General features: G+C 71.5%; 20 protein-coding genes and 1 tRNA gene. 4 read left to right on the forward strand and 17 right to left on the reverse strand.

Going from position 1 to position 22,876, the window contains the following annotated elements; genetic code table 11:
* The 9 genes from cysN to ACFPIJ_RS15300 all read right to left on the reverse strand — a co-directional run bounded on the left by cysN (position 1) and on the right by ACFPIJ_RS15300 (position 9,600).
* On the reverse strand, positions 1 to 1,290 hold the full coding sequence (gene cysN, locus ACFPIJ_RS15260) for a sulfate adenylyltransferase subunit CysN (protein WP_380115550.1): 1,290 nt from the start codon (positions 1,288 to 1,290) through the stop codon (positions 1 to 3).
* Positions 1,290 to 2,198 (reverse strand): sulfate adenylyltransferase subunit CysD, encoded by a 909-nt coding sequence (gene cysD / locus ACFPIJ_RS15265; RefSeq protein WP_380115552.1) that lies wholly within the window; start codon positions 2,196 to 2,198, stop codon positions 1,290 to 1,292. The genes cysN and cysD overlap by 1 nt, the downstream gene beginning before the upstream one ends.
* A 19-nt stretch (positions 2,199 to 2,217) precedes the next feature.
* Positions 2,218 to 3,057: a 3'(2'),5'-bisphosphate nucleotidase CysQ gene (locus tag ACFPIJ_RS15270; RefSeq protein WP_203848138.1), complete on the reverse strand. Its 840-nt coding sequence runs from the start codon at positions 3,055 to 3,057 to the stop codon at positions 2,218 to 2,220.
* Positions 3,057 to 5,249 carry a sugar transferase gene (locus tag ACFPIJ_RS15275; RefSeq protein WP_380115554.1) on the reverse strand — a complete coding sequence of 731 codons (2,193 nt, stop codon included), beginning with the start codon at positions 5,247 to 5,249 and terminating at the stop codon, positions 3,057 to 3,059. The genes ACFPIJ_RS15270 and ACFPIJ_RS15275 overlap by 1 nt, the downstream gene beginning before the upstream one ends.
* A 134-nt stretch (positions 5,250 to 5,383) precedes the next feature.
* The gene (pth, locus tag ACFPIJ_RS15280) at positions 5,384 to 5,971 is read right to left on the reverse strand and encodes an aminoacyl-tRNA hydrolase (RefSeq protein ID WP_380115555.1); all 588 of its coding nucleotides are present in this window, start codon (positions 5,969 to 5,971) and stop codon (positions 5,384 to 5,386) included.
* Between the two features lie 80 nt (positions 5,972 to 6,051).
* Positions 6,052 to 6,669, reverse strand: coding sequence for a 50S ribosomal protein L25/general stress protein Ctc (locus ACFPIJ_RS15285; RefSeq protein ID WP_380115556.1), 618 nt, complete (start codon positions 6,667 to 6,669; stop codon positions 6,052 to 6,054).
* 328 nt (positions 6,670 to 6,997) lie between these two features.
* Positions 6,998 to 7,978: a ribose-phosphate diphosphokinase gene (locus ACFPIJ_RS15290; RefSeq protein ID WP_380115558.1), complete on the reverse strand. Its 981-nt coding sequence runs from the start codon at positions 7,976 to 7,978 to the stop codon at positions 6,998 to 7,000.
* Between the two features lie 33 nt (positions 7,979 to 8,011).
* Positions 8,012 to 9,481: a bifunctional UDP-N-acetylglucosamine diphosphorylase/glucosamine-1-phosphate N-acetyltransferase GlmU gene (glmU, locus tag ACFPIJ_RS15295; protein WP_380115560.1), complete on the reverse strand. Its 1,470-nt coding sequence runs from the start codon at positions 9,479 to 9,481 to the stop codon at positions 8,012 to 8,014.
* A gap of 44 nt (positions 9,482 to 9,525) precedes the next feature.
* Positions 9,526 to 9,600, reverse strand: a tRNA-Gln gene (locus tag ACFPIJ_RS15300).
* A gap of 229 nt (positions 9,601 to 9,829) precedes the next feature.
* On the opposite strand from ACFPIJ_RS15300, the gene ACFPIJ_RS15305 reads away from it, so the two are divergent.
* Together ACFPIJ_RS15305 and ACFPIJ_RS15310 are read left to right on the forward strand one after the other, a co-directional pair.
* The gene (locus ACFPIJ_RS15305; RefSeq protein ID WP_380115561.1) at positions 9,830 to 10,822 is read left to right on the forward strand and encodes an acyl-CoA desaturase; all 993 of its coding nucleotides are present in this window, start codon (positions 9,830 to 9,832) and stop codon (positions 10,820 to 10,822) included.
* Positions 10,823 to 10,917: 95 nt separating this feature from the next.
* Positions 10,918 to 11,520, forward strand: a complete 603-nt coding sequence (locus ACFPIJ_RS15310; RefSeq protein WP_380115607.1) for a TetR family transcriptional regulator — start codon at positions 10,918 to 10,920, stop codon at positions 11,518 to 11,520.
* A 30-nt stretch (positions 11,521 to 11,550) separates the two neighbouring features.
* Here ACFPIJ_RS15310 and ACFPIJ_RS15315 read toward each other — a convergent pair whose 3' ends face one another.
* The 5 genes from ACFPIJ_RS15315 to ACFPIJ_RS15335 are packed head-to-tail and all read right to left on the reverse strand — an operon-like array spanning position 11,551 to position 16,530.
* Positions 11,551 to 12,033, reverse strand: a complete 483-nt coding sequence (locus ACFPIJ_RS15315) for a DUF4383 domain-containing protein (protein WP_380115563.1) — start codon at positions 12,031 to 12,033, stop codon at positions 11,551 to 11,553.
* Positions 12,034 to 12,053: 20 nt separating this feature from the next.
* On the reverse strand, positions 12,054 to 13,856 hold the full coding sequence (locus ACFPIJ_RS15320; RefSeq protein WP_380115564.1) for an ABC-F family ATP-binding cassette domain-containing protein: 1,803 nt from the start codon (positions 13,854 to 13,856) through the stop codon (positions 12,054 to 12,056).
* Complete coding sequence (locus ACFPIJ_RS15325; protein WP_380115566.1) at positions 13,857 to 14,807, reverse strand: 4-(cytidine 5'-diphospho)-2-C-methyl-D-erythritol kinase; 951 nt, start codon at positions 14,805 to 14,807, stop codon at positions 13,857 to 13,859.
* The gene (rsmA, locus tag ACFPIJ_RS15330) at positions 14,804 to 15,676 is read right to left on the reverse strand and encodes a 16S rRNA (adenine(1518)-N(6)/adenine(1519)-N(6))-dimethyltransferase RsmA (protein ID WP_380115567.1); all 873 of its coding nucleotides are present in this window, start codon (positions 15,674 to 15,676) and stop codon (positions 14,804 to 14,806) included. The genes ACFPIJ_RS15325 and rsmA overlap by 4 nt, the downstream gene beginning before the upstream one ends.
* Positions 15,673 to 16,530 (reverse strand): TatD family hydrolase, encoded by an 858-nt coding sequence (locus tag ACFPIJ_RS15335; protein ID WP_380115568.1) that lies wholly within the window; start codon positions 16,528 to 16,530, stop codon positions 15,673 to 15,675. Before ACFPIJ_RS15335 ends, rsmA begins: the two co-directional genes overlap by 4 nt.
* Positions 16,531 to 16,611: 81 nt before the next feature.
* Here ACFPIJ_RS15335 and ACFPIJ_RS15340 point away from each other — a divergent pair, with 81 nt between their 5' ends.
* Positions 16,612 to 17,847: a hypothetical protein gene (locus ACFPIJ_RS15340; RefSeq protein ID WP_380115569.1), complete on the forward strand. Its 1,236-nt coding sequence runs from the start codon at positions 16,612 to 16,614 to the stop codon at positions 17,845 to 17,847.
* Between the two features lie 797 nt (positions 17,848 to 18,644).
* Here the strand turns inward: ACFPIJ_RS15340 and ACFPIJ_RS15345 are convergent.
* The 3 genes from ACFPIJ_RS15345 to ACFPIJ_RS15355 form a co-directional block, all read right to left on the reverse strand.
* Positions 18,645 to 19,136: a MarR family winged helix-turn-helix transcriptional regulator gene (locus tag ACFPIJ_RS15345; protein ID WP_380115570.1), complete on the reverse strand. Its 492-nt coding sequence runs from the start codon at positions 19,134 to 19,136 to the stop codon at positions 18,645 to 18,647.
* A 24-nt stretch (positions 19,137 to 19,160) separates the two neighbouring features.
* Entirely contained in the window at positions 19,161 to 20,345 is a 1,185-nt protein-coding gene (locus ACFPIJ_RS15350) for a PP2C family protein-serine/threonine phosphatase (protein ID WP_380115572.1), read from the reverse strand.
* Positions 20,346 to 20,445: 100 nt separating this feature from the next.
* Positions 20,446 to 22,059: a dolichyl-phosphate-mannose--protein mannosyltransferase gene (locus ACFPIJ_RS15355; RefSeq protein ID WP_380115574.1), complete on the reverse strand. Its 1,614-nt coding sequence runs from the start codon at positions 22,057 to 22,059 to the stop codon at positions 20,446 to 20,448.
* Between ACFPIJ_RS15355 and rsmI the strand changes: the two genes are divergently transcribed.
* Positions 22,014 to 22,874, forward strand: a complete 861-nt coding sequence (rsmI, locus tag ACFPIJ_RS15360; protein ID WP_380115575.1) for a 16S rRNA (cytidine(1402)-2'-O)-methyltransferase — start codon at positions 22,014 to 22,016, stop codon at positions 22,872 to 22,874. The genes ACFPIJ_RS15355 and rsmI overlap by 46 nt on opposite strands.
* Positions 22,875 to 22,876: the final 2 nt, after the last annotated feature.

Consider the following 22,876-nt stretch of genomic DNA (forward strand, 5'->3'; position numbering starts at 1 on the left):
TCAGCCCGCCTCGATGATCATGCCGGCGCCGACGGTGCGGTTGCTGGCCTCGTCGATGATGATGAATCCGCCGGTGGTGCGGTTGCGGCGATACTCGTCGGCGAGCAGCGGCACCGTGGTGCGGAGCTTGACCCGGCCGATCTCGTTGAGCGCCAGGGACGTCGCCGACTCGTCGCGGTGCAGCGTGTTGACGTCGAGCCGGTACTGCAGGCCACGGATCACGGTGCGGGCCGACCGGGTCGTGTGCTTGATGGAGTACTTGGCGCCGACGGTCAGCGGGCGCGTCTCGTCCATCCAGCAGATCATCGCCTCGATGTCCTGGGCGACCGCCGGCGCGTTGTTCGGCCGGCAGATCAGGTCACCCCGGGCGATGTCGATCTCGTCGGCGAGCCGGATCGTCACCGACATCGGCGGATACGCCTCCTGCAGCTCCCCGTCCGCGGTCTCGATGTTCGTGATCTTCGTGGTGAAGCCCGACGGCAGGACCATGACCTCGTCGCCCGGCTTCATGATCCCGGAGGCGACCTGGCCCGCGTAGCCGCGGTAGTCGGCGACCGTGGTGGACTGCGGGCGGATCACGTACTGCACCGGGAAACGCACGTCGACCAGGTTGCGGTCGGAGGCGATGTGCACGTGCTCCAGGTGGTGCAGCAGCGACGGTCCCTCGTACCACGGCATGTTCTCGGACCGGGTGACCAGGTTGTCACCGTGCAGCGCCGAGATCGGGATGACCGTCAGGTCGGGCGCCTCGAGCTTCGCCGCGAACGAGGTGAACTCGTCGGCGATGCGGTCGAACACCTCCTGCGAGTAGTCGACGAGGTCCATCTTGTTGACGCACAGCACCAGGTGCGGCACGCGCAGCAGGGAGCACAGGAAGGCGTGTCGCCGGGACTGCTCCACCAGGCCCTTGCGGGCGTCGACCAGGATCAGCGCCAGGTCGGCGGTGGACGCCCCGGTGACCATGTTGCGCGTGTACTGGATGTGCCCCGGCGTGTCGGCGATGATGAACTTCCGCCGCGGGGTGGCGAAGTAGCGGTAGGCCACGTCGATCGTGATGCCCTGCTCGCGCTCGGCGCGCAGGCCGTCGGTGAGCAGCGCGAGGTTGGTGTACTCGTCGCCGCGGGAGCGCGAGGTGGCCTCGACCGCCTCCAGCTGGTCCTCGAAGATCGCCTTCGAGTCATACAGCAGCCGGCCGATCAGGGTCGACTTGCCGTCGTCGACGGACCCGGCGGTCGCGAACCGCAGCAGGTCCATCTGCCGCTGGGCGGGTGTGTCAACAACCGCGGTCATTAGAAGTACCCCTCACGCTTGCGGTCTTCCATGGCCGCCTCGCTGACCTTGTCGTCGCCGCGGGTCGCGCCACGCTCGGTGATGCGGGTCGCGGCGACCTCGTCGATGACCTTGTCGATCGTGTCCGCGTCGCTGCGGACCGCGGCGGTGCAGGACGCGTCGCCGACGGTGCGGTAGCGGACCCGCTCCACGAACGGCTGCTCACCGGACTTCAGCGGCAGGAACTCGTTGATCGCGTAGAGCATGCCGTTGCGGTCGACGACCTCGCGGTCGTGCGCGTAGTAGATGTCGGGCAGCTCGATGCCCTCCCGCGCGATGTAGTGCCAGACGTCCAGCTCGGTCCAGTTGGACAGCGGGAACACCCGGATCGACTCACCGGGCGCGATGCGGGCGTTGTAGAGCGCCCACAGCTCGGGCCGCTGGTTGCGCGGGTCCCACTGGCCGAAGTCGTCGCGGAAGCTGAAGACGCGCTCCTTGGCGCGGGCCTTCTCCTCGTCGCGGCGCGCGCCGCCGAACAGCGCGTCGAAGCGGTACTTCTCGACCGCGTCGAGCAGGACCGGGGTCTGGATCCGGTTCCGCATGCCGTCGCCGGACTCGCGGACCAGGCCGCTGTCGATCGCCTCCTGGACGCTGGCCACGATGAGCTGCACGTTGAGCTCGCCCACGCGGCGGTCGCGGTACGCCAGGACCTCCGGGAAGTTGTGCCCCGTGTCGACGTGCATGACCGGGAACGGGATCCGCCCGGGCGCGAACGCCTTCTCCGCGAGGCGGAGCATGACGATCGAGTCCTTGCCACCGGAGAACAGCAGGACGGGTCGTTCGAACTCGGCGACCACCTCACGCATGATGAACAGGCTCTCGGCCTCGAGAGCGTCCAGATGCGAGACGCGGTATGGCGCGCGACTCATGGTTGGCGGAACCCTTTCCCTAGGGAGCGACAGACGCGCTGATCGCGGCCAGCAACTGAGGCGCCAGTGCCTTCCGACACACCACCAGGTCAGGCAGCCGTGGGTCGGGCTGGTTGTATTCCAACGTAGTCCCGTCGATCCGGGAAGCATGCAGGCCCGTGGCGACCGCCACAGCGACCGGTGCGGCGGAGTCCCACTCGTACTGCCCGCCGGCGTGGACGTAGGCGTCGACGGCACCGTCGATCACCGCCGCGATCTTGGCGCCGGCGGAGCCCATCGGGACGAGCTCGATCGGCAGCCGCTCCGCGAGCGCGCTGAGCAGCGCCGGCGGGCGGGTGCGGCTGGCCGCCAGGCGGATCGGCTCGCCCTGCACGCCGGGCATCGGCGGGAACGGCGGCGGCGCGTCGGTGCCGAGCACGCAGTGCTGCGCCGGCAGTGCCACCGCACCGGCGAGGAGCCGGCCCCAGCCGACGGCGCGCTCCGGCTGCGGGGTGCCGTCGCCGGCATACTCGGTGATCCGCGCGGAGGTGCGCCCCCACAGGGCGACGTGGACCGCCCAGTCGGCGCGGCCCTCCTCGCCGAACTCACGGGTGCCGTCGAGCGGGTCGACGATCCAGACCCGGTCGGCACTCAGCCGGGTGGCGCTGTCGGCGCCCTCCTCGGACAGGACCGCGTCGGCCGGGCGCCAGCGCTCCAGCTGGGCGACCAGCAGCTCGTGTGACAGCCGGTCACCGGCCTTGCGCAGGGCGGCCGGGTCGCCGTAGCCCGTCTCCTCGCGCAGCTTCAACAGCAGATCGCCCGCGCGCTGGGCCAGCCAGCGGGCAAACCCGCCGTCGGTGGCGGGTGGTAGGTCGGTCATCAGTACGCTCCAGCCCCTCGGGTCACCGCGCTCAACGTCCGCAGCATGATCACCAGGTCGAGCGACAGCGACCAGTTCTCCACATACTGCAGGTCGAGGCGGACCGCTTCGTCCCACGATAGGTCCGACCGGCCGGACACCTGCCAGAGGCCGGTCATCCCGGGCCGCACGGCCAGCCGGCGCCGGGCGTCGTCCGGATACACGGCGACCTCCTCCGGCAGCGGCGGGCGCGGCCCGACCAGTGACATGCTGCCCCCGAGCACGTTGAGCAACTGGGGCAGCTCGTCGAGCGAAAACTTGCGCAGAAGCCGCCCGACGCGGGTGACCCGTGGGTCGTTGCGCAGTTTGAACAGCGCGCCGCCGACTTCGTTGAGGTGCCGCAGCTCCGCGAGGCGGGCTTCGGCGTCCAGGTGCATCGTGCGGAACTTGACGATCACGAACTCACGACCGTCTTTGCCCACCCGTACTTGACGAAACAGTACCGGCCCTCGTGACTCTGCGCGAACCGCAAGCGCCAGACCAGCCAGAAGTGGGCTCAGCGCGACCAGGAGCAGGACCGCGCCGATCCGGTCCACGACCGCCTTCAGCACCCGCCTCGCGCCGGTCAGCGTGGGGTGCTCGACGTGCAGCATCGGCAGGCCGTCGACGGGCCGGATCGTGGTCCGGCTGCCGGCCACGTCGATCAGGGTGCTCGCCACGATCAGGTCGATGTCGTCGCGTTCGAGCCGCCACGCGAGGCGGCGCAGCGCGTGCCCGTCCAGCTCCGGGCAGGACAGCACCAGGACCGTGTCGGCCCTCGCCCGGCGCACCGCCCCGGCGATCTCGTCGAACGTGCCCAGCACCGGCACGTCCGGCACGCTGCCCTCGGCGGCGAGGCAGGCGCCGACGACCTTCAGGCCGTGGTACCGCTCCCGCCGCAGCTGGCTCGTCATCGCCTCGACCGCCAGCTCGTGGCCCACCACCACGACCCGCCGCATGCAGGCGCCGCGCGCCTTGCGGGCCCGGTGCAGCAGCTGCCGCAGCACGAACCGCGAGACCAGGCACCCGGACGTGACCAGCGGCAACGCCACCACGAACCAGCCGCGGGCGATCTGGATCTCGGCGGCGTAGGCCCCGACGATGGTCGCGGCGGTCAGCGCCAGCCCGGCCCGCAGCACCCGCTGATACTCATCGGTGCCGACGAACAGGTACCGCTTCTCGTAGGCGCGGTTCGCGGCGAGGGTCGCGGTGAAGGCGACCGGCAGGAGCGCGGACAGCAGCGCGTAGCGGCTGTTGTAGTTGGTCAGGACCGAGCCGAACCGGACCTCGAACGCGACCAGCCCGGCGAGGACCCCGATCACGGTGTCGATCAGCAGCAGGGTCCGCAGGTAGCGGCCCTCCCACGCCCAGCGGGCCCGGTGCCGGGGCGCCCTTCCGGCCTCACCGCCGGGTTCGGTCGCCGGTTCGGCGGGCTTCGCGGCCGGCACGAACGTCGCCGCCCCCGCGACCGCGTCCTCCACCTCGGCGGCGAGCTGGGCGGACACGTGTGCGGGCGGGACGGGAGGCCCGGGCGCCGGCGAGACGGGGGCGGCGGTCCGCGCGGCCGCGGCGGGCAGCCGCTCGGGGTGCCGCACGGCGGTGCCCATCGGACTGGGCCGCCGCCGGACGACCTGCCGCTCGACGATGTCCACCCGCTGGGCCGGCTCGGCCGTCTTCACGCGCTGGGCCGGCTCGGCGATCTTCACGCGCTGGGCCGGGTCGGCCGTCTTCACCAGTTGAACCGGCTCGGCCGTCTTCGCCAGTTGGGCCGGTTCGGCCCTCTTCACCAGTTGGACCGGGTCGGCCGTGACCGCGTTGGTCTGGTCCGCGGCGGGCCGGGCGGACTGCAGGGCGTTGCTCTGCCGCTCGGGTCGGCGCAGGCCACCGGAGCGCTCGTCACGGCGCGGGCCACCCGGGCGCTCCTCCCACCGCAGGCCACCCGGGCGCTCCTCCCACCGCTGGCCGGCGGGACGCTCCACCCTGCGGGAACCGTCGGGACGCTCCACCCGGCGGGAACCGTCGGCACGCTCGCCGTGGGGCGGTCCGGCCGGGCGCTCCTCGCGGCGCGGGGCGCTGGTGCGCTCGTCGCGGCGCAGGCCGCCCGGGCGGTCCTCGGGGCGGAGATGGGCCGGGCGGTGGAAGCCGTCCCGCGTTCGTCCGCTGTCGACCGCCACGCACGCCTCCTCAAGTCCGCCTTCTTTGCAAAAGGTGCGACTTGGAGTACAACGTGCAACTCGGACATGCGTCACGGCGACACACGGACCGGCATGCAGGGTTCGGACCGGACGTACGATGGACAACCGGGCCGTTACGACGCGTGATACTGGTTCTGCGTCGGCTCGAGTCCGCGCTCGATTACCATCTCCACGGCGTCGGCGGCGCGGTCCACGAAGAAGTCGAGCTCCTTGCGCTCCGCCGCGGAGAAGTCGGCCAGCACGTAGTCCGCCGGGTCCTGCCGCCCGGGTGGCCGGCCGATGCCGAACCTGACCCGGATGTAGTCCTTGCCACCCAGCGAGGACGACATGGACCGCAGCCCGTTGTGCCCGCCCTCGCCGCCGCCCTGCTTGAGCCGCAGCTGCTCGTAGGGCACGTCCAGTTCGTCGTGCACGGCGATGACCTGCGCGAGGGGCACCTTGTAGAACTGGGCCAGCCCGGCGACGGGGCCGCCGGACAGGTTCATGAAGGTCAGCGGCTTGACCAGGACGATGCGCGGCCCGCCGACGCGCAACCGGCCCTCGGCCACGTCGGCGGCGACCCGCCGGTGCCTGGAGAAGCGCAGCCCGGCCCGCTGGGCGATCAGGTCGGCGATCATGAAGCCGACGTTGTGCCGGTTACGCGCGTACGCGGGGCCGGGGTTGCCCAGCCCGACGATCAGCCAGGGCGCGGTGTCCGTCATGAGATCCCCTCACACAACAAGGTCGCGCATACAGCAAGGTCGCGGGTGCCCGTCAGGCGCCCGCGACCTTGATTGACGACTCAGGCGTCGGCCGGCTCCGGGGTCGCCTCGGCCTCGGCGGCCTCGCCGGCCTCGCCCTCGAGTGCCTCAGCGGTCGGGGACCCGGCGACGACGGCGACGACGAGGCCCGGGTCGGCGGCCAGCTCGGACCCGGCGGGCAGCTGCACGTCACCGGCGGTGACGTTGCTGCCGGCCTCGAGGCCCGCGATGGAGACCTCGACGAACTCGGGCAGCTTGGTCGCGTCGGCAAGGATCGCCAGGGTGGTGTTCTCCACCATGACGAGGGTGTCGCGGGCGGCCTCACCGGTCAGGTGCACCGGGATCTCGACGGTGACCTTCTCGCCGCGACGCACGACCAGCAGGTCGACGTGCTCGTAGGTGTCCTTGATCGGGTCACGCTGGATCGCCTTCGGCAGCGCGAGCGCGGTGCCGCCGCCGGTGATCTCGATGTTGAAGATCTGGTTCTTGCCGCCGTGCCGGATGGCGGCGGCGAACTCGCGGGCGGGGAGGGCGATGTGGCGGGGCGCTTCGCCGTGGCCGTACAGCACGGCGGGCACCTTGCCGGCCCGGCGCGTGCGGCGGGCACCACCCTTGCCGAACTCGGTGCGGGGCTCAGCGCTGATCTTTACCTCGGACACGGCAAAAACTCCTGATGCGGTTGTGCGGCGGGCACCGGCCGGCGCGACCGGTAACAGTTGTCGTGGTGCGGCGCTCGGGCGAGGGAGGCGCACGGGGCACAGGCCCGGAGCACCGCGTCGATCACGGAGCCCGCGTGGCCGTCATGCCGATCTGGTGAGGACCGCTGGAACGGTCTTCACCGGAACGCACGCCCGGCCCTTGGCGCACCCTCGCCGTGGCAACCGCACAAGCTTACCCGAGACCGCTGCGCCCCCTCACATCGCACCCGTCCGGTTGTGCAGATCACGCGCCTGTGTCAACCGGACGGGCCGCGGTGCCTGCCGAAAATCAGGACAGCCCGCCGAAAAGGGTCGTGACCGAACCGTCGTCGAACACCTCACGGATCGCGCGGGCCAGCAGCGGGGCGATCGAGAGCTGAGTGATCTTGTCAACCTTCTTGTCACCCGGCAGCGGCAACGTGTTGGTCACCACGATCTCGCTGATCCGGCTGGCGTCGAGCCGGTCGCAGGCGGGGTCGGACAGCACCGCGTGGGTCGCGGCGACCACGACGTCGGCGGCGCCCTCGTTGAAGAGGATGTCGGCGGCACCGACGATCGTGCCGCCGGTGTCGATCATGTCGTCGACGATCAGGCAGACCCGGCCCTCGACCTCGCCGACGACGCGGTTCGCGACGACCTGGTTGGGCTTCAGCGGGTCGCGGGTCTTGTGGATGAAGGCGAGAGGGCAGCCGCCGAGGCGGTCCGTCCAGCGCTCGGCGACCCGGACCCGGCCCGAGTCGGGGGCGACGACGGTGATCGGGCGCCCGGCGTACTTGGCGTCGATGTGGTCGGCCAGGGTGTTCATCGCGAACAGGTGGTCGACCGGGCCGTCGAAGAAGCCCTGGATCTGCGCGGTGTGCAGGTCCACGGTGAGGATCCGGTTGGCGCCTGCGGTCTTGAGCAGGTCGGCGACCAGCCGGGCGGAGATCGGCTCGCGGCCGCGGTGCTTCTTGTCCTGCCGGGCATACGGGTAGAACGGCAGGACGACCGTGATCCGCTTGGTCGAGCCGCGCTTGAGCGCGTCGACCATGATCAGGCATTCCATCAGCCAGTCGTTGATCGGCGCGACCATCGACTGCACGACGAACGCGTCCGAGCCGCGCACCGACTCCCGGTAGCGGATGAAGATCTCCCCGCTGGCGAAGTCGTAGGCATCCATCGGTGTCGGCTCGACGCCGAGCACCGCCCCGATCTCCTCAGCGAGCGCGGGAAACCCCCGGCCGGAGAAGAGCATGAGGTTCTTGCGGTTCTCCGAACTGATGCTGGCCATTACGGTCGCCCGCTCCCGATCTCGTGGTTGGGCTCATTGTTCGTCGCGTGGCCCCACGTCGGCCACCTGGGCGGGGGTGACGTGGTTTTGTTCACGTGCGAGGGCGTCGCGCGCGGCCTGCGCGGCGGCTGTGCCAGGCCGCTTGCGCTCGACCCAGCCCTCGATGTTGCGCTGCTGGGCCCGCGACACCCCGAGCGCGCCCGGCGGCACGTCCTTGGTGATCACGCTACCGGCGGCGGTGTAGGCGCCGTCGCCGATGTGCACAGGTGCGACGAACATGTTGTCGGCGCCGGTCCTCGCGTGCGCGCCGATCACCGAGCGGCGCTTCTGCACCCCGTCGTAGTTGACGAAGACGCTCGCGGCGCCGATGTTGGTGCCCTCGCCGATCTCGGCGTCGCCGACGTAGGACAGGTGCGGGACCTTGGCGCCGGCGCCGACGGTGGCGGCCTTGGTCTCCACGAACGTGCCGATCTTCGACTTGCGCCCGAGCCGCGTGCCGGGGCGCAGGTAGGCGAACGGCCCGACCGACGCCTGCGGCCCGATCTCCGAGGACAGCGCGTGGGTCCGCACGACGGTGGCGCCGTCGCCGACGACGACGTCGATGAGCGACGTGTCGGGGCCGACCACCGCACCCTCGCCGATGCGGGTCGCACCGCGCAGGTGGGTGTTGGGCTCGATGACGGCGTCCCGCGCGAGGGTGACCGTGACGTCGATCCACGTGGTCGACGGGTCGATGATCGAGACGCCGTCGCGCATCCACTCGTCGTTGATCCGGTCCCGCAGGAGCGCCCGCAGCCCGGCGAGCTGCGCGCGGTCGTTGGCGCCGAGGGTCTCCGTGGCGTCCGGGGCGCGGTGCGCCACGATCGGCGCGCCGGCCCCGACGAGCAGCCCGATGACGTCGGTGAGGTACTCCTCGCCCTGATCGTTGTCGGTGGAGAGCTTGCCGAGCATCTCGCGCAGGCGCTCGGCGTCGAAGGCGTAGACCCCCGAGTTGATCTCGCGGATGCCCCGCTGGGCGGGGGTCGCGTCGCGCTCCTCGACGATGGCGACGAACTCGCCGCCCCGGTTGCGCACGATGCGGCCGAGCCCGGTGGGGTCGTCGACCTCCGCGGTCAGCACGGTGGCGGCGGCCTTGGTGCTCTCGTGCGTGTGGACGAGCGCGCTGAGCGTCTCCGCGCGCAGCAGCGGGGTGTCGCCGCCGAGCACGACCACGGTCCCGGTGAGCTCGGGCGTCTCGTCCAGCGCGATGCGCACGGCGTGGCCGGTGCCGCGCTGCTCGATCTGGGTGACCGGCACGGCGGTCGGCGCGACCTGCTCCAGGTGGGCCCGGACCAGCTCACCGCCGTGGCCGACGACCACGGTGGCGGCGCCCCCGATCGCCTCCTCGGCGGCGGCGAGCACGTGCCCCACGAGGGTCCGGCCGAGCAGCGGGTGCAACACCTTGGGCAGGGCGGACTTCATCCGCTTTCCCTCGCCGGCGGCCAGGATGATCACGTTTCGCACGGGCGCACTCCTCGACGGTGTCGGTGCGCCCCATCGTAGTCAGGTGGCTGGGGTGCCAGGATTCGAACCTGGACTGCGAGGCTCCAAAGGCCTGCGGGCTGCCGTTACCCCACACCCCAAAGATCTGCGTGTGCAGCCTACCGGGCGCATCAATCCGCCTCGTATCGAGGCCGCTTCTCTCACCCGGCGGGCGGGCCCGCCGATCTTTCCGGACGAAGATCACACAAGACGGCGGGTAATCGGCTTGACACGGAGCTCGTATGGCGAACCTACGCATCCGTAAGTTACGGTGACGTAGCCGTAGGCCGTCGATCTCCCCCGCCCGGCGAAGAGCCCGTGAGAGGTGTCATGTCCGCTGTACTCCTTGATCCCGCCCCAGGTCAGACCCCCGATCGCGGGCCAAAAGCCCTCACCGAGGGGCGTCAGAGCATCGGGATCCTGGTCGCCCTCTGGGGCTTCGTGGTTCTGCCGTTCGTCGCCCTCCTGGCCGCCGTCCCGGTCGCCTGGGGATGGGGGCTCACCTGGCTCGACGTCGCGCTCGGCACGGTCTTCTACGTGATCGGCGGGCTCGGCATCGGCTCGGGCTTCCACCGGTACCTCACACACGGCGCCTTCAAGGCCAACCGCGGGCTGCGCATCGCCCTGACGATCGCCGGCAGCACCGCGATCGAGGGCAACCCCACGCAGTGGGTCGCCGACCACCGCCGCCACCACGCGTTCTCCGACCGCGAGGGCGACCCGCACTCGCCGTGGCGCTTCGGGGAATCGTTCGGCGGCCTGGTGAAGGGCCTGTTCTACGCCCACGTGGGCTGGCTGTTCTTCCGCGAGCTGTCCAACCGGGAGCGCTTCGCCCCCGACCTGCTCGCCGACAAGGACATCCGCCGCATCGACAAGCTGTTCCCGGTGATCGTGATCCTGTCCGCCACGCTGCCCGCGATCATCGCCGGCCTGGTCACCTGGTCGTGGCAGGGTGCCCTGTCGGCGTTCTTCTGGGCCGGGATCGTGCGGATCGGGCTGCTGCACCACGTCACCTGGTCGATCAACTCGATCTGCCACGTCTACGGCGAGCGTCCGTTCGAGACCCGCGACGGCGACAAGGCCAGCAACTTCTGGCCCCTGGCGATCCTGTCGTTCGGGGAGAGCTGGCACAACCTGCACCACGCCGACCCGACGTGCGCCCGCCACGGCGTCGACAAGGGCCAGATCGACATCAACGCCAGGCTCATCTGGATCTTCGAGAAGCTCGGCTGGGCCACCGACGTGCGCTGGCCGAAGCGTGACCGGCTCGATGCGAAACGGGTCGCCGCCGCCGATGGCGCGGCTGGCACGATGAGCGGGTGACCGACCTTCCGGAGGAAACACCGCACATCCACCAACGGCTGAGCCCAGTACCAGGCCCCCCGCCGCCGCCGGTATCGCCGAAGTCACGGGTGCGGATGTCCGCCGCCCAGCGTCGCGAGCAGCTCATCGCCATCGGGCGGGCGCTGTTCGCGGAGCGGGGATTCGACGCCACCTCCATCGAGGAGGTGGCGTCGCGTGCGAAGGTCTCCAAACCCGTGGTCTATGAGCACTTCGGCGGCAAGGAGGGGCTCTACGCGGTGGTCGTGGACCGCGAGGTCCGCAACCTGCTCGACCGGATCACCAACGCGCTGACCGCGGGTCACCCGCACGAGCTGCTCGAGCAGGCGGCCCTGGCGCTGCTGGACTACATCGAGCACGAGACCGACGGCTTCCGGGTCCTGGTCCGGGAGTCGCCGGTGATGTCGCCGAACGGCAACCTCATGAGCGTCCTCAACGACGTCGCGCACCAGGCCGAGCACATACTGGGCTCGGAGTTCAAACGTCGCGGCTTCGACCCGAAGCTCGCCGAGCTCTACTCCCAGGCGCTGGTGGGGATGGTCGCGCTGACCGGCCGGTGGTGGCTGGAGGTGCGCAAGCCGCGCAAGGAGGTCGTCGCGGCCCACCTGGTCAACCTGGCGTGGAACGGGCTGTCCAACATGGAGGCCAAACCGACGCTCGTCACCCGGCAGGGCAAATAGCAGAAGGCGGCGCCGCGGCGCCGCCTTCTGTCACGCTGTCTCGCTCACCGTGTGGGGTCCGCGCCGGAACTGCTCCTCGGCCTCGGCCGCCGCGGCGCTGCCGACGCGGTCGTAGAGGCTGGCGACGCCGGTGATGCCGGCGAGGATGAACGTGACGATCACGTTGACCATCGAGAACGCGAAGACGTTGGCCTCGGTCTGCATCAGCGCGAGCGAGCCCATGCCGACGATCGTCAGCACGACGCCGGCGAGCTGGTTGACGTAGTGGGCCAGGTTGCGGCCGACGAGGTTGGCGCCGAGCACGACGACCCCGGCGACCAGCGACAGCAGCGCGAACGCGGGGTTGGTGCGCAACCCCAGCACCCACTCCGCGTCGGTCTGGGTGAAGAACTCGTTCCCCGACGTCTGGACGAAGCCGACCACGCCGAAGACCAGCATGTAGAGGCCCGCGAGGATGCAGAGCAGCCGGTACAGGGGCCGGAGGTGGTGGTTGATCGGAAAGTGAGCGGCCATGACCGCATTCTAGGACGGGGTCATCCGGCGATCTCGGCGAGGGCGAGCCATTGCTCCTCGATCTGCGCGATCTCCTCCCGCACCGCGCGCAGCTCGGCGTCCAGCGCGGTGATCCGGGTGTAGTCGGTGGCGTGCTCCGCCAGCTGGGCGTGCAGCGCCGCCTCCTTCTGCGTCAACCGGTCCATGCTGCGCTCCAGCTTGGACAGCTCCTTCTTCGCGGCCCGCGCGTCCTTGTCCGACGCGCGCAGGTCGGCGGCCTTCTCCCGGCTGAGTGCCGGCGCCGGGTTCGTGCCCGCGCCGAAACCCTCCCCTTCGCCGGCGATGCGCTCCAGGTATTCGTCGACACCGCCGGGCAGGTGGACGAGGTGCCCGTCGCCGAACATGCCGTAGACGACGTCGGCGACCCGCTCGACCAGGTACCGGTCGTGGCTGGCGACCACGATCGTGCCGGGCCACGAGTCGAGCAGGTCCTCCAGCGCGGCGAGGGTGTCGATGTCCAGGTCGTTGGTGGGCTCGTCGAGCAGCAGTACGTTGGGCTCCGCGGCGAGCAGGCGCAGCAGCTGCAGCCGGCGCCGCTCGCCGCCGGACAGGTCCGCGACCGGGGTCCAGACCCGGGCGCCGCTGAAGCCGAAGACCTCGGCCAGCTGCGACGCGGTCAGCTCCCGGTCGCCGAGCTTGACCCGCTTGGCGACCTCCTCGACCGCCTCGAGCAGGCGCAGGCCGGCCGGCAGCTCCTTGAGCTCCTGCGACAGGAATGCGGCCCGCACGGTGCTGCCGCGCTGCATGCGCCCGCCGTCGGGGTCCCGCACCCCGGCGAGCACCCGCAACAGGGTGGTCTTGCCGGCCCCGTTGGCGCCGAGGATCGCGATCCGGTCGCCCGGTCCCACCAGCCAGTCCACCTCGGACAGCAGGGTCCGCTCGCCGGCCCGCAGGTCCACCTTGGACAGTTCGTAGACCTGCTTGCCCAGCCGGGTGACGGCGAGACGCTGCAACGACACCGTGTCCCGGGCCGGCGGCACGTCGGCGATCAGCGCGTTGGCCGCGTCGATGCGGAACTTCGGCTTGCTGGTCCGGGCCGGCGGGCCGCGGCGCAGCCAGGCGATCTCCTTGCGGAGCAGGTTCTGCCGGCGGGACTCGACCTCGGCGGCGACCCGCAGCCGCTCCGCCCGGGCCAGGGTCCAGGCCGCGTAGCCACCCTCGTAGGCGCGCACGGTCGCGTCGGCGACCTCCCACGTGGTCGTGCAGACCGCGTCGAGGAACCAGCGGTCGTGGGTGACGACCATGAGCGCGCCGCGGCGCTGCAGCAGGTGCCGCGCCAGCCAGGCGATGCCGGCGACGTCGAGGTGGTTGGTGGGCTCGTCGAGGATCAGCAGGTCAGCGGGGCGCACCAGCAGCGCGGCGATCGCGATGCGGCGCCGCTCACCGCCGGACATCGGTCCGACCGGCGCGTCCAGGCCGAGGTGCGGCATGCCGAGCCCGTTGAGCACGGTGCGGACACCGGCGTCGCCGGCCCACTCGTGCTCAGCGGCGAACGCGGCGGGCAGCCAGGCGGTGCCGATGATGATGTCGCGGACGGTCGCGGTCGGCGGCAGGTCGAGGTTCTGCGGCAGGGCGGACACCCGCAGGTCGCGCCGGTGGGTGACGCGTCCCTCGTCGGGCTCCTCGGCCTTGGTGAGCATCCGCAGCAGGGTCGTCTTGCCGGCCCCGTTGAGCCCGACGACCCCGATCCGGTCGGCGTCGTCGACGCCGAGGGAGACCTCGTCGAAGATCCGCCCCGCCGGGTAGGTCTTGCCGACCTTGTCCAGGTTGATGATGTTGGCCATCTACAGCACTCTCGCTCCGGGCACGGGACCGGCGGCGGTGCGCACCGCGCGGCAGCAGTTGGCGGCCTCCAGGTCCGCCGCGAGCAGTGCGGCGTGCCTGGCGTCCTCGGCCAGGAAGACAACGGTCGGGCCGGAGCCGGAGACCAGCCCGGCGAGCGCGCCCGCCTCAAGCCCCGCGTCCAGCACCCCACGCAGCTCCGGACGCAGGTGCAGCGCCGCGGCCTGCAGGTCGTTGGCGAGGTGGGCGGCGAGCACGTCGGGGTCGCGCTGGCGCAGCGCGGCGAGCAGCCCGTCCGGCGGGCCGGCCTCGCTCTGGGCGCCCAGCTGGTCGAACGTCTTGTACACCGTCGGGGTCGACAGGCCCTCCTCGGCGACGGCCAGGACCCAGTGCCACGCGTGCCCGCCGGTCAAGATGGGGCTGACCAGCTCGCCGCGGCCGGTGCCCAGCGCCGTGCCTCCCAGGACCAGGAACGGGATGTCCGAGCCCAGGGTCGCGGCGATGCCGGCGAGGTCGTCCCGGGACAGTCCGGTCCCCCACAGCTGGTCGCAGGCGACCAGTGCGGCGGCCGCGTCGGCGCTGCCGCCGGCCAGACCCGCGGCGATCGGGATCTGCTTCTTGAGGTGCAGCCGGGCGTGCGGGTCGTGCCCCGTCTCGTCCGCCAGGGCCCGCGCCGCCCGGATGACGAGGTTGTCCTCGCCGAGCGACAGCAGGCCGGTGCCCTCACCTTCCATCGTGAGCGTCAGCGTGTCGCCGCGGCGGGCGGTGATCTCGTCGTAGAGCCCGATCGCGTGGTACACCGTGGTCAGCTCATGAAAGCCGTCGGCGCGCGCCGGGCCGACGTGCAGATGGAGGTTGATCTTCGCGGGCACGCGGACCCGGACCGGTCCGTGCGCGGCCAGGCGCGGCCGGTCGAACTCCTCGTCATCGTCGGAGAAGAGCGGCTCGGTCACGTGGTGCACCCTACCTGGGCCGCGTCCCCGTCAGGCCGCACCTGCCGCTGGCTCGCGATGCGGGCGAAGTCCTGCACCGTGAGCTGCTCCCCGCGGGCGCCGGGATCGACCGCCGCGGCCCGCAGGATCCGCTCGGCGGCGTCGGGCCCACCGGCCCAGCCCGCGAGCGCGGCCCGCAGGGTCTTGCGGCGCTGCGCGAACGCGGCGTCCACCACGGCGAACGTCGCCTTGCGATCCGCGCCGGCGGGCGGCTCCCGCCGCGTGAACGCCACCAGCCCCGAGTCGACGTTCGGCACCGGCCAGAAGACGCTCGGCGGCACCTTGCCGGCCAGCTTCGAGGTGGCGTACCAGGCGAGCTTCACGCTCGGCACGCCGTAGACGCGGCCACCGGGGCCGGCGACGAGCCGGTCCGCGACCTCCTTCTGCACCATGACCAGGCCCTTGCGCAGCGACGGCAGGGTCGCCAGGAGGTGCAGCACGACGGGCACGGCGACGTTGTACGGCAGGTTCGCCACCAGCGCGGTCGGCTCCTGATCGACCTCCACCTTCAGCGCGTCGCCCTCGATCACGTGCAACCGGTCGGCGTGCTCCGGGGCGAACCGGGCGGCCGTGCCGGGCAGTGCCTTCGCCAGCACCGGATCGATCTCCACGGCACACACGGTCTTCGCCGCCTCGAGCAGGCCGAGGGTGAGCGAGCCGAGTCCCGGGCCCACCTCCAGGGCCACGTCGTCATCGGTGAGCTCGGCGGCGCGCACGATCCGGCGCACCGTGTTGGGGTCATGGACGAAGTTCTGCCCCAGCTGCTTGGTCGGCCGGATGCCGAGCGACGCGGCGAGCTCCCGGATCTCCGCCGGCCCGAGCAGCGTCATCGCCACTCGCCGAACGCGCGGGTGCCGTTGGCCGAGATCGCCGCGCACAGCGCGTCCAGGTCGTGCCCGGTCACCTCGGCCAGGGCGCGGACCGTCAGCGGGATCAGGTAGCTGGCGTTCGGCCGGCCGCGGAACGGCGTCGGGGTCAGGAACGGCGCGTCGGTCTCCACCAGGAGCCCGTCCAGCGGGGTGATCGCGGCGGCGGCCCGCAGGTCCTTCGCGTTGCCGAAGGTGACGGTGCCGGCGAAGCTCAGCAGGAAGCCACGGTCCAGGCATTCCCGGGCGAACGCCTCGTCGCCGGAGAAGCAGTGCATGACGACCTGGTCCGGGGCGCCCTCCTCGTCCAGCACCCGCAGGATGTCTTCGTGCGCGTCGCGGTCGTGGATGACGAGGGTCTTGCCGTGCCGCTTCGCGATCCCGATGTGCGCCCGGAAGCTCTCGTGCTGGGCCTTGCGCCCGTCGTCGCCGGTGCGGAAGTAGTCCAGCCCGGTCTCGCCGATGCCCCGGACCCGCGGGTGTGCGGCGAGGCGCTCGATCTCCCGCAGCGCGCCGTCCAGGTCCGGCAGGCGCGGGGCGTCATTGGGGTGCAACGCCACCGTCGCCACCACACCGGGGTGCTGCTCTGCCACCTGGACACCCCACTGCGACGACGCCACGTCGACACCGACCTGCACGAGCCGGTCGACGCCGGCCGCCCCGGCCAGCGCGATGGCGTCCGCCACGGTCGACGGACCACCGACCCCGTCGTCCTCGAGGGTGATGTCGATGTGGGTGTGGCTGTCCAGCACCGCGACCGGCAGCGGCTCGGGCGGCGGAGGGAACGTGCCCTCCCGGCTGTGTTTTCTGGCACTCATCGGCGTTAAGCATGCCACCCCCGGTCCGGCGTTCACGATTCGTTCACCTGAGGTGCATCACCCCGCCTTAGCGTCGCGAAGGTGACAGTCATCGGGCATGCGGAAGGGTCGGCGACCCACAGCGTGACCCTCGACGGGACCACGTATCCCGCGGAGGAGATCGCGCAGGGCGCCGCCTTCGAGGTGTACGCGACCCAACCCGGCCCCGGCTTCCTGCCCAACCCGCGCCCCGGCGCCCGCTGGCCGTTCCGGCGTTTCGTGCACGCCACCGAGGTCGCCGCCTTCTCCGGCACCCCGGACTCCGGCTCCTCGGGCCTGGCGGGCTTCTCGGGTTATGAGGACGAGCCGCTGCTCATGCCGGTGACCCGGGCCCTGGACTGGACCGGCCTGCACAAACTGACCCAGACCCCGTCCGCCGCCGCCCAACTCGCCCCGATCCGCCGCACCGCGGCCATCCGGCGCGGCACCCGCATGATCAAGTTCCTCACCGGCCGCCAGCTCGGCGGCCACCTCCGCGGCTGGCCGATCAGCGGCTTCTGCTACCGCGCCTTCGACGTCGCCCACCTGCGCACCCCGATCGACCTGGCGATCCTCAGCGGCGGCATACCGGAGTCCGACGGCGGTGTCGTCTTCGCGATCCGCTGGCGGGCCGTGGACGAGTGGGACTACGAGGTGCCCCTCGCCGACTCGTACGCCGGCCTCGTCTCCATGCCGCCGCACGACCGGCTCGGCTCCCCCGTCATCGGCACCGGCTTCGCCCCGAGCGGCCGGCACATCGTGCCCGAGTTCGTCACCCGCGACCTCGCCGAGCTCCCCGTCCCGGCGAACACGTCCCTGGTCGCCTACACCGGCGACGGCACCGAGGTGACGCTCTACACATACCTGCCGGAGCAGCGCGCGTGGAGCCGCATGCACGGCCCCCAGTGGCGCCACCTGCTGCCCGAGACGATCGCCGCGGACCAGGAGTACTTCCCGGCCGCCACGCCCCTGACCCGGTACGTGGGCCGTTACCGCGACAACGTGTACGAGGCGATCGTCGACCCGCCCGGCGAGTTCCGGGTCGCGGCCAAGACCCGCGCCGCCCGCTACCCCCTGGACGCCCTGGCCCGCCGCATCCCGTCGGCCACCTGGCGCGACGCGCCCTGCACCGTCATCCGCGAGGAGGGCGACTGGCTCCGCCTGCGCCTGAGCCGCCCGGACGGCGACGCCGTCGCCCGGCTGGGAGCACACTGCGTCGAGCGCGGCCTGTACGAAGCCTGGGCCCCCGGCGCCGAGGTCACCGACGCCCGCGCAGACGACCATTGGTTTGATTTGTAAGCACTGCTGGGCTGTGCTAGCTGGGCCACCGCTGGCGCGGCGTCCCGGCGGGGGGCTGCGCCACCCCACACCCCCCATGCGACGCTGCGCGCCGCACTCAAGCCTGTTTCTTCCGCGGCGGCCTTCGGCCGGAAGAGCAGTGGGGGATTCTCACCCCACACCCCCAATGCTCGCTGCGCTCGCACGACCTGCGCCCTGACGGGCGCGGTCGACTCAGACGCATGCGCGTGGGCACCCGAAAGACCGGGGGTCCAGGTTTCGCGTCCCACAGGTCTTTCGTCCTCCTCGCCCGCTCTGCGCGCGAGACGACGGAGGCGGGCCCGACCTATGGGCGCGGGTGTTGCCCGTGCTTTCCGGACTGTGGGAAACGGCGACTACCTGGTTGATCAGTGATCCCCGGGAACCATCGATCAACCAGGTAGTCGCAAGATCGCCGGTGCCGTCCACGTCGGTGATCGACGGGTTTTTCGGGAGGCGGGCCCGCCCCCGTCGTCTCGCGCGCATGGCGGGCGAGGAGGACGACAGACCTGAGCGATCCGAAACCCGGACCCCCGGTCTTTCGGGTGCCCACGCGCATGCGTCTGAGTCGACCGCGCCCGTCAGGGCGCAGGTCGTGCGAGCGCAGCGAGCATTGGGGGTGTGGGGTGAGAATCCCCCACTGCTCTTCCGGCCGAAGGCCGCAGCGGAAGAAACAGGCTTGAGTGCGGCGCGCAGCGTCGCATGGGGGGTGTGGGGTGGCGCAGCCCCCCGCCGGGACGCCGCGCCAGCGGTGGCCCAGCAAGCACAGTGCCCCAGCGTCAGCTGGCCTGGGCCTTTGTTGACCCAGCTACTGGCGTGCCGGCGGCGTGGGAGAAGGACTGGAGGCCCTGGACCAGGGCGGCCCGGTCGTCCGGGGGCATGCGGCGCAGGACGGCGGCGATCGTCTCCTGGCGCTGGCGGCCGAGGCCGTCCAGCAGCCGGCGGGCCGTCGGGGTCAGGACCAGCCACACCTCGCGCCGGTCGCGGTCGTCGTTGGTGCGGCGGAGCAGGTCGGCGGCCTCGAGACGGTCGCAGAGGCGGCTGGCGGAGGAGGGCGCGGTGTGCAGCGCGATCGCCAGCTGGGTCAGGTTGATCGAGCCGGCCTGGTCCACGACGCCGAGGACGCGCAACTGGGCGGCCGAGACGCCGGAGTTGTCGTTGGCGGCGCTGGTGGCGAGGACCAGTGCCTGACCCGCGGCGTCGACCAGTGCCGCGGCCAGGGCGGCCGCGTCGTCACTGCCAGCCGGGTGCGGTGAGGGTCGGCTCCGCACGTCGTCCTCCGGGGTTCGCGGGGGTCACGGATCGGCTCTGGGCGACCAGTCGAGACAGACGATCAGCGCATCGTCAGCGAGCTCGGCGCCCGCGTGATAGTCACGAAGGCTCCGCATGACGCTGCCGATGGCCTCGGCCGGTGGTTGCAACCGGGTCGATCGTATGGCACGGCTCAACTCACGCTCACCGTACGCGGCCTCGTTCGGCCGGGTGGCGGCGTGCACCCCGTCGCTGACGATGAAGAGACGGTCGCCGGGGTGGAGTCGTTCCTGCTCCTCGACGTATCTGGTGTCGCCGAACATGCCCAGTGGCAGCTGCGGGTCGAGGACCATGTCGCGGACCTGGCCGCCGCGGACCAGGATCAGGCGGGGTGAGCCGGCGTCGATGATCCGCAGCTCGCCGGTGGCGATGTTGAGCGACAGCAGGAGGGTCGCCACGTGGCGGGTGCCGCCGTACTGGGAGGAGATCGCGTCGGCGGCGAGGACGGCCTGGTCGGCGAGGTCGCCGGGGGCGCTCTGGCCGGTGGGGATGGACCGGCGGGCGTTGCGCATCGCGTTGACCGCGAGCGTGCTGAGCAGCGCGGCGTCCAGGCCGGTGCCCATGCCGTTGAGCGCGGTGACGGTGAGCCAGTCGCCGTTGACGGACCAGTCGAAGTGGTCGCCGCCGACGGCGTACGCCGGCTCCAGCTGCCCGGCGAACTTGATCCCGGGCTGGTCGTAGCCCCGGGCGGGCAGGAGGTCCCACTGCATCTCGGCGGCCATCGTCAGCCGCCCGCCACGCCGGCGGTCGAGGTGGTAGCGGTCGGTGCGCTTGTACGCCGCCTGCAACGCCACCGCGAAGGTGCCGGCCAGGTCGCGCAGCCCTTCCCGCGCCTGCTGCGCCCGCTCGGCGTCCAGGACCACGCTGAGCACCCCGACGCGCTCGCCCCATGCCGTGATCGGCAGGTGCACCCGGGCCAGGGCATGCCCCTCCCGGGCGTCCACGACGACCGTCTGGCTGGCGAACGCCCGGGTGGCCGCGGTCAGCTGGCTGTCCGCGGCGTCGGGTTCGTCGCCGCTGGGTGACAGCGTGGTGGAGCGGTAGTCGGCGAGCCACACGGTGCTGCTCTTCGTGCCGTGTGCCGCACTCAGGTGTGCGTCGAGCACCTCCACCAGGCGATCAGGTGGTGCGGTGCGCAAAGCCTTCTCGATGGAGCCAACGCCGGACATGCGAGCCCTTCACCATCCGCGACCGAAGCCTTTGCTTGCCGTGCGGCAAACAATATAAGGCAGCCCGTCGACTGTGGTGATACCCAGCCACCTCGTGGTGCTACACCCAGCGGGATCCGAGCCACATCCGGGAGAACCACTCGGTGTACGTAATGTCCATACCACTATAGATCGGGTAGAAATAGGCGAAACAGGCCGCGACGAGCAGGACATACGCGCCCGCGACGATCGCCCCGATCAGCCGGTGGTCGCTGGCGGGCTTCACGTGCCGGGGCGGGCCGATGATCGCGCCCAGCACGTACACCACCGCCAGGACCAGGAACGGCTCGGCCGGCAGGGCGTAGAAGTAGAACATCGTGCGGTGCTCGGGCATCGACTGGAACCACGGCACGATGCCGGCCAGGGCGCACACCATGATGAGCCAGGCGCGGCCGTCGCGGCGGGCGATCGCCAGCCAGCCCAGCGCGATCAGCGCCGGCAGGAAGGACCACCACAGCACCGGCGTGCCGAGCAGCAGGATCTCCGACGCGCAGCTGCTCGCGTCGCACGGCCCGTCGGTGTTCCAGTAGAACGCCACCGGGCGGCCCAGCAGCAGCCACATCCACGGCCAGGACTGGTACTGGTGCTTCGTGCTGAGCCCGGTGTGGAACTTGTACGCCTCGTGGTGGTAATGCCACAGGTTGTACAGCGGGTCGATGATCGGGCGGTCGCCCGAGAGCCCGTTGGTCTGCGCGTACCAGTGCCGGAAGTAGCCGTCGTCGGAGAGGAACCAGCCGGTCCAGGTCGCGAGGTAGGCCGCGAGCGCGAGGCCGAACACGGCGAAGATCCAGCCGCCGTCGTCGAGGATGCCGTCGCGGATCGAGTGCCGCGACCCGGCCGCGCGGCGGGCACTGATGTCGAAGATCAGCGTCAGCGCGACGAAGAGCAGCACGTACCACAACGCGCTCCACTTGACGCCGCAGGCGAGGCCGAGGGAGACCGCGCAGGCCAGCCGGTACCAGGGAATCCCGAGGCGGGGCCGGTTGCCGGCACCGGGCCGGCTCGGGTCGATCCCGCGCTCCAGGGCCGCGAGCCACCTGGCCCGGCGCTGCTCGCGGTCCAGGACCAGGAAGTAGAACGCGACCACGATCCAGAACATCAGGAAGATGTCCAGCAGCGCCGCCCGCGACAGCACGAAGTGCATGCCGTCCAGCGACATCAGCAGCCCCGCCGTCGCCGCCAGCAGCGTCGAGCGGAACAGCTTCCGCGCGGCGAGGACGATCAGCAGGATCGACACCACCCCGACCGTGACCGCCGCGATGCGCCACCCGAACGAGTTGTACCCGAAGATCTGCTCGCCGAGCCCGATCATCCACTTGCCCAGCGGCGGATGCACCACGTACTGCGGGGTGCTGTCCTCCGGGTTCCACTCGACCCCGTGCTGCAACAGGTCCCACGCTTCGTTCGCGTAGTAGACCTCGTCGAAGATCGTCTCCTTCGGATGGGACAGATTCACCATCCGCAGCAGCAGACCGATCCCCGTGACCAGGATCGCCGCCAGCCAGAACCCCGGCGTCGCACGCGCCGGCCGGGCAAGCCGACGACGGACCACGTCGTCGACCGGGCGGGCCGGGGTCGGCTCAACCGCCTGCGGCGGCGTCTCGCTTGCGTCGGTCAGCACCGAGGTCATTGCGCGATCGTAGGCGGTGGGATGCCACCATCGCACATGTGCCATTGATTCTGCTCGGAGCTCCGTTGGGCAATCCCGAGGACGCCTCGCCCAGGTTGCGGTCGGTCCTCGCCACCGCTGACGTCGTCGCCGCCGAGGACACCCGCCGGCTGGGGCGCCTCGCCCAGGCCCTCGGCGTCACCGTCGGCGGCCGGCTCGTCAGCTACTTCGAGGGCAATGAGGAGCGCCGCACGCCCGAGCTCGCGGACCTGCTCGCCGGCGGGGCGACCGTCGCGGTCGTCACGGACGGCGGCATGCCCAGCGTCTCCGACCCCGGATTCAGGCTGGTCCGGGCCGCGGTGGCGCTGGGGGTGCCGGTGAGCGTCGCGCCCGGTCCGAGTGCCGTCACGACCGCTCTGGCCGTGTCCGGGCTGCCCTGCGACCGGTTCTGTTTCGAGGGGTTCCCGCCCCGCAAGCAGGGCGAGCGGCGCGCGTACTTCGCGTCGCTGGCGACCGAACCACGGACCCTGGTCTTCTTCGAGTCCCCGCACCGCGTCGAGGACACCGTGCGCGACCTGGCCACCGCCTTCGGCGCGGACCGCCCGGCGGCACTGTGCCGCGAGCTGACGAAGACCTACGAGGAGATCCGCCGCGGCACGCTCGGCGAGCTGGCGCAGGACGCGGCGTCGGCCCGCGGCGAGATCACCCTGGTCGTCGGCGGCGCGCCCGCGGTCCAGCAGGAGCGGCCCACGGACGCGGCCCTGTCCGCCTCGGTCGCCGCGCTGGTGGCCGCGGGCGCGTCGAAGAAGGACGCGATCACCGAGGTGGCCACCCGCTACGACCTCCCGAGACGCGAGGTGTACGCGGCCGCCCACGCCTGAAA

Source organism: Dactylosporangium cerinum, from assembly GCF_042653625.1.
GTDB lineage: Bacteria > Actinomycetota > Actinomycetes > Mycobacteriales > Micromonosporaceae > Dactylosporangium > Dactylosporangium cerinum.

Bases quoted from the DNA above. Each gene is read 5' to 3' on its own strand.
- cysN (WP_380115550.1), bottom strand. From the start codon at position 1,290: ATGACCGCGGTTGTTGACACACCCGCCCAGCGGCAGATGGACCTGCTG.
- cysD (WP_380115552.1), bottom strand. From the start codon at position 2,198: ATGAGTCGCGCGCCATACCGCGTCTCGCATCTGGACGCTCTCGAGGCC.
- ACFPIJ_RS15270 (WP_203848138.1), bottom strand. From the start codon at position 3,057: ATGACCGACCTACCACCCGCCACCGACGGCGGGTTTGCCCGCTGGCTG.
- pth (WP_380115555.1), bottom strand. From the start codon at position 5,971: ATGACGGACACCGCGCCCTGGCTGATCGTCGGGCTGGGCAACCCCGGC.
- ACFPIJ_RS15290 (WP_380115558.1), bottom strand. From the start codon at position 7,978: ATGGCCAGCATCAGTTCGGAGAACCGCAAGAACCTCATGCTCTTCTCC.
- ACFPIJ_RS15305 (WP_380115561.1), top strand. From the start codon at position 9,830: ATGTCCGCTGTACTCCTTGATCCCGCCCCAGGTCAGACCCCCGATCGC.
- ACFPIJ_RS15310 (WP_380115607.1), top strand. From the start codon at position 10,918: ATGTCCGCCGCCCAGCGTCGCGAGCAGCTCATCGCCATCGGGCGGGCG.
- ACFPIJ_RS15315 (WP_380115563.1), bottom strand. From the start codon at position 12,033: ATGGCCGCTCACTTTCCGATCAACCACCACCTCCGGCCCCTGTACCGG.
- ACFPIJ_RS15320 (WP_380115564.1), bottom strand. From the start codon at position 13,856: ATGGCCAACATCATCAACCTGGACAAGGTCGGCAAGACCTACCCGGCG.
- rsmA (WP_380115567.1), bottom strand. From the start codon at position 15,676: ATGACGCTGCTCGGGCCGGCGGAGATCCGGGAGCTCGCCGCGTCGCTC.
- ACFPIJ_RS15335 (WP_380115568.1), bottom strand. From the start codon at position 16,530: ATGAGTGCCAGAAAACACAGCCGGGAGGGCACGTTCCCTCCGCCGCCC.
- ACFPIJ_RS15350 (WP_380115572.1), bottom strand. From the start codon at position 20,345: ATGTCCGGCGTTGGCTCCATCGAGAAGGCTTTGCGCACCGCACCACCT.
- ACFPIJ_RS15355 (WP_380115574.1), bottom strand. From the start codon at position 22,059: ATGGCACATGTGCGATGGTGGCATCCCACCGCCTACGATCGCGCAATG.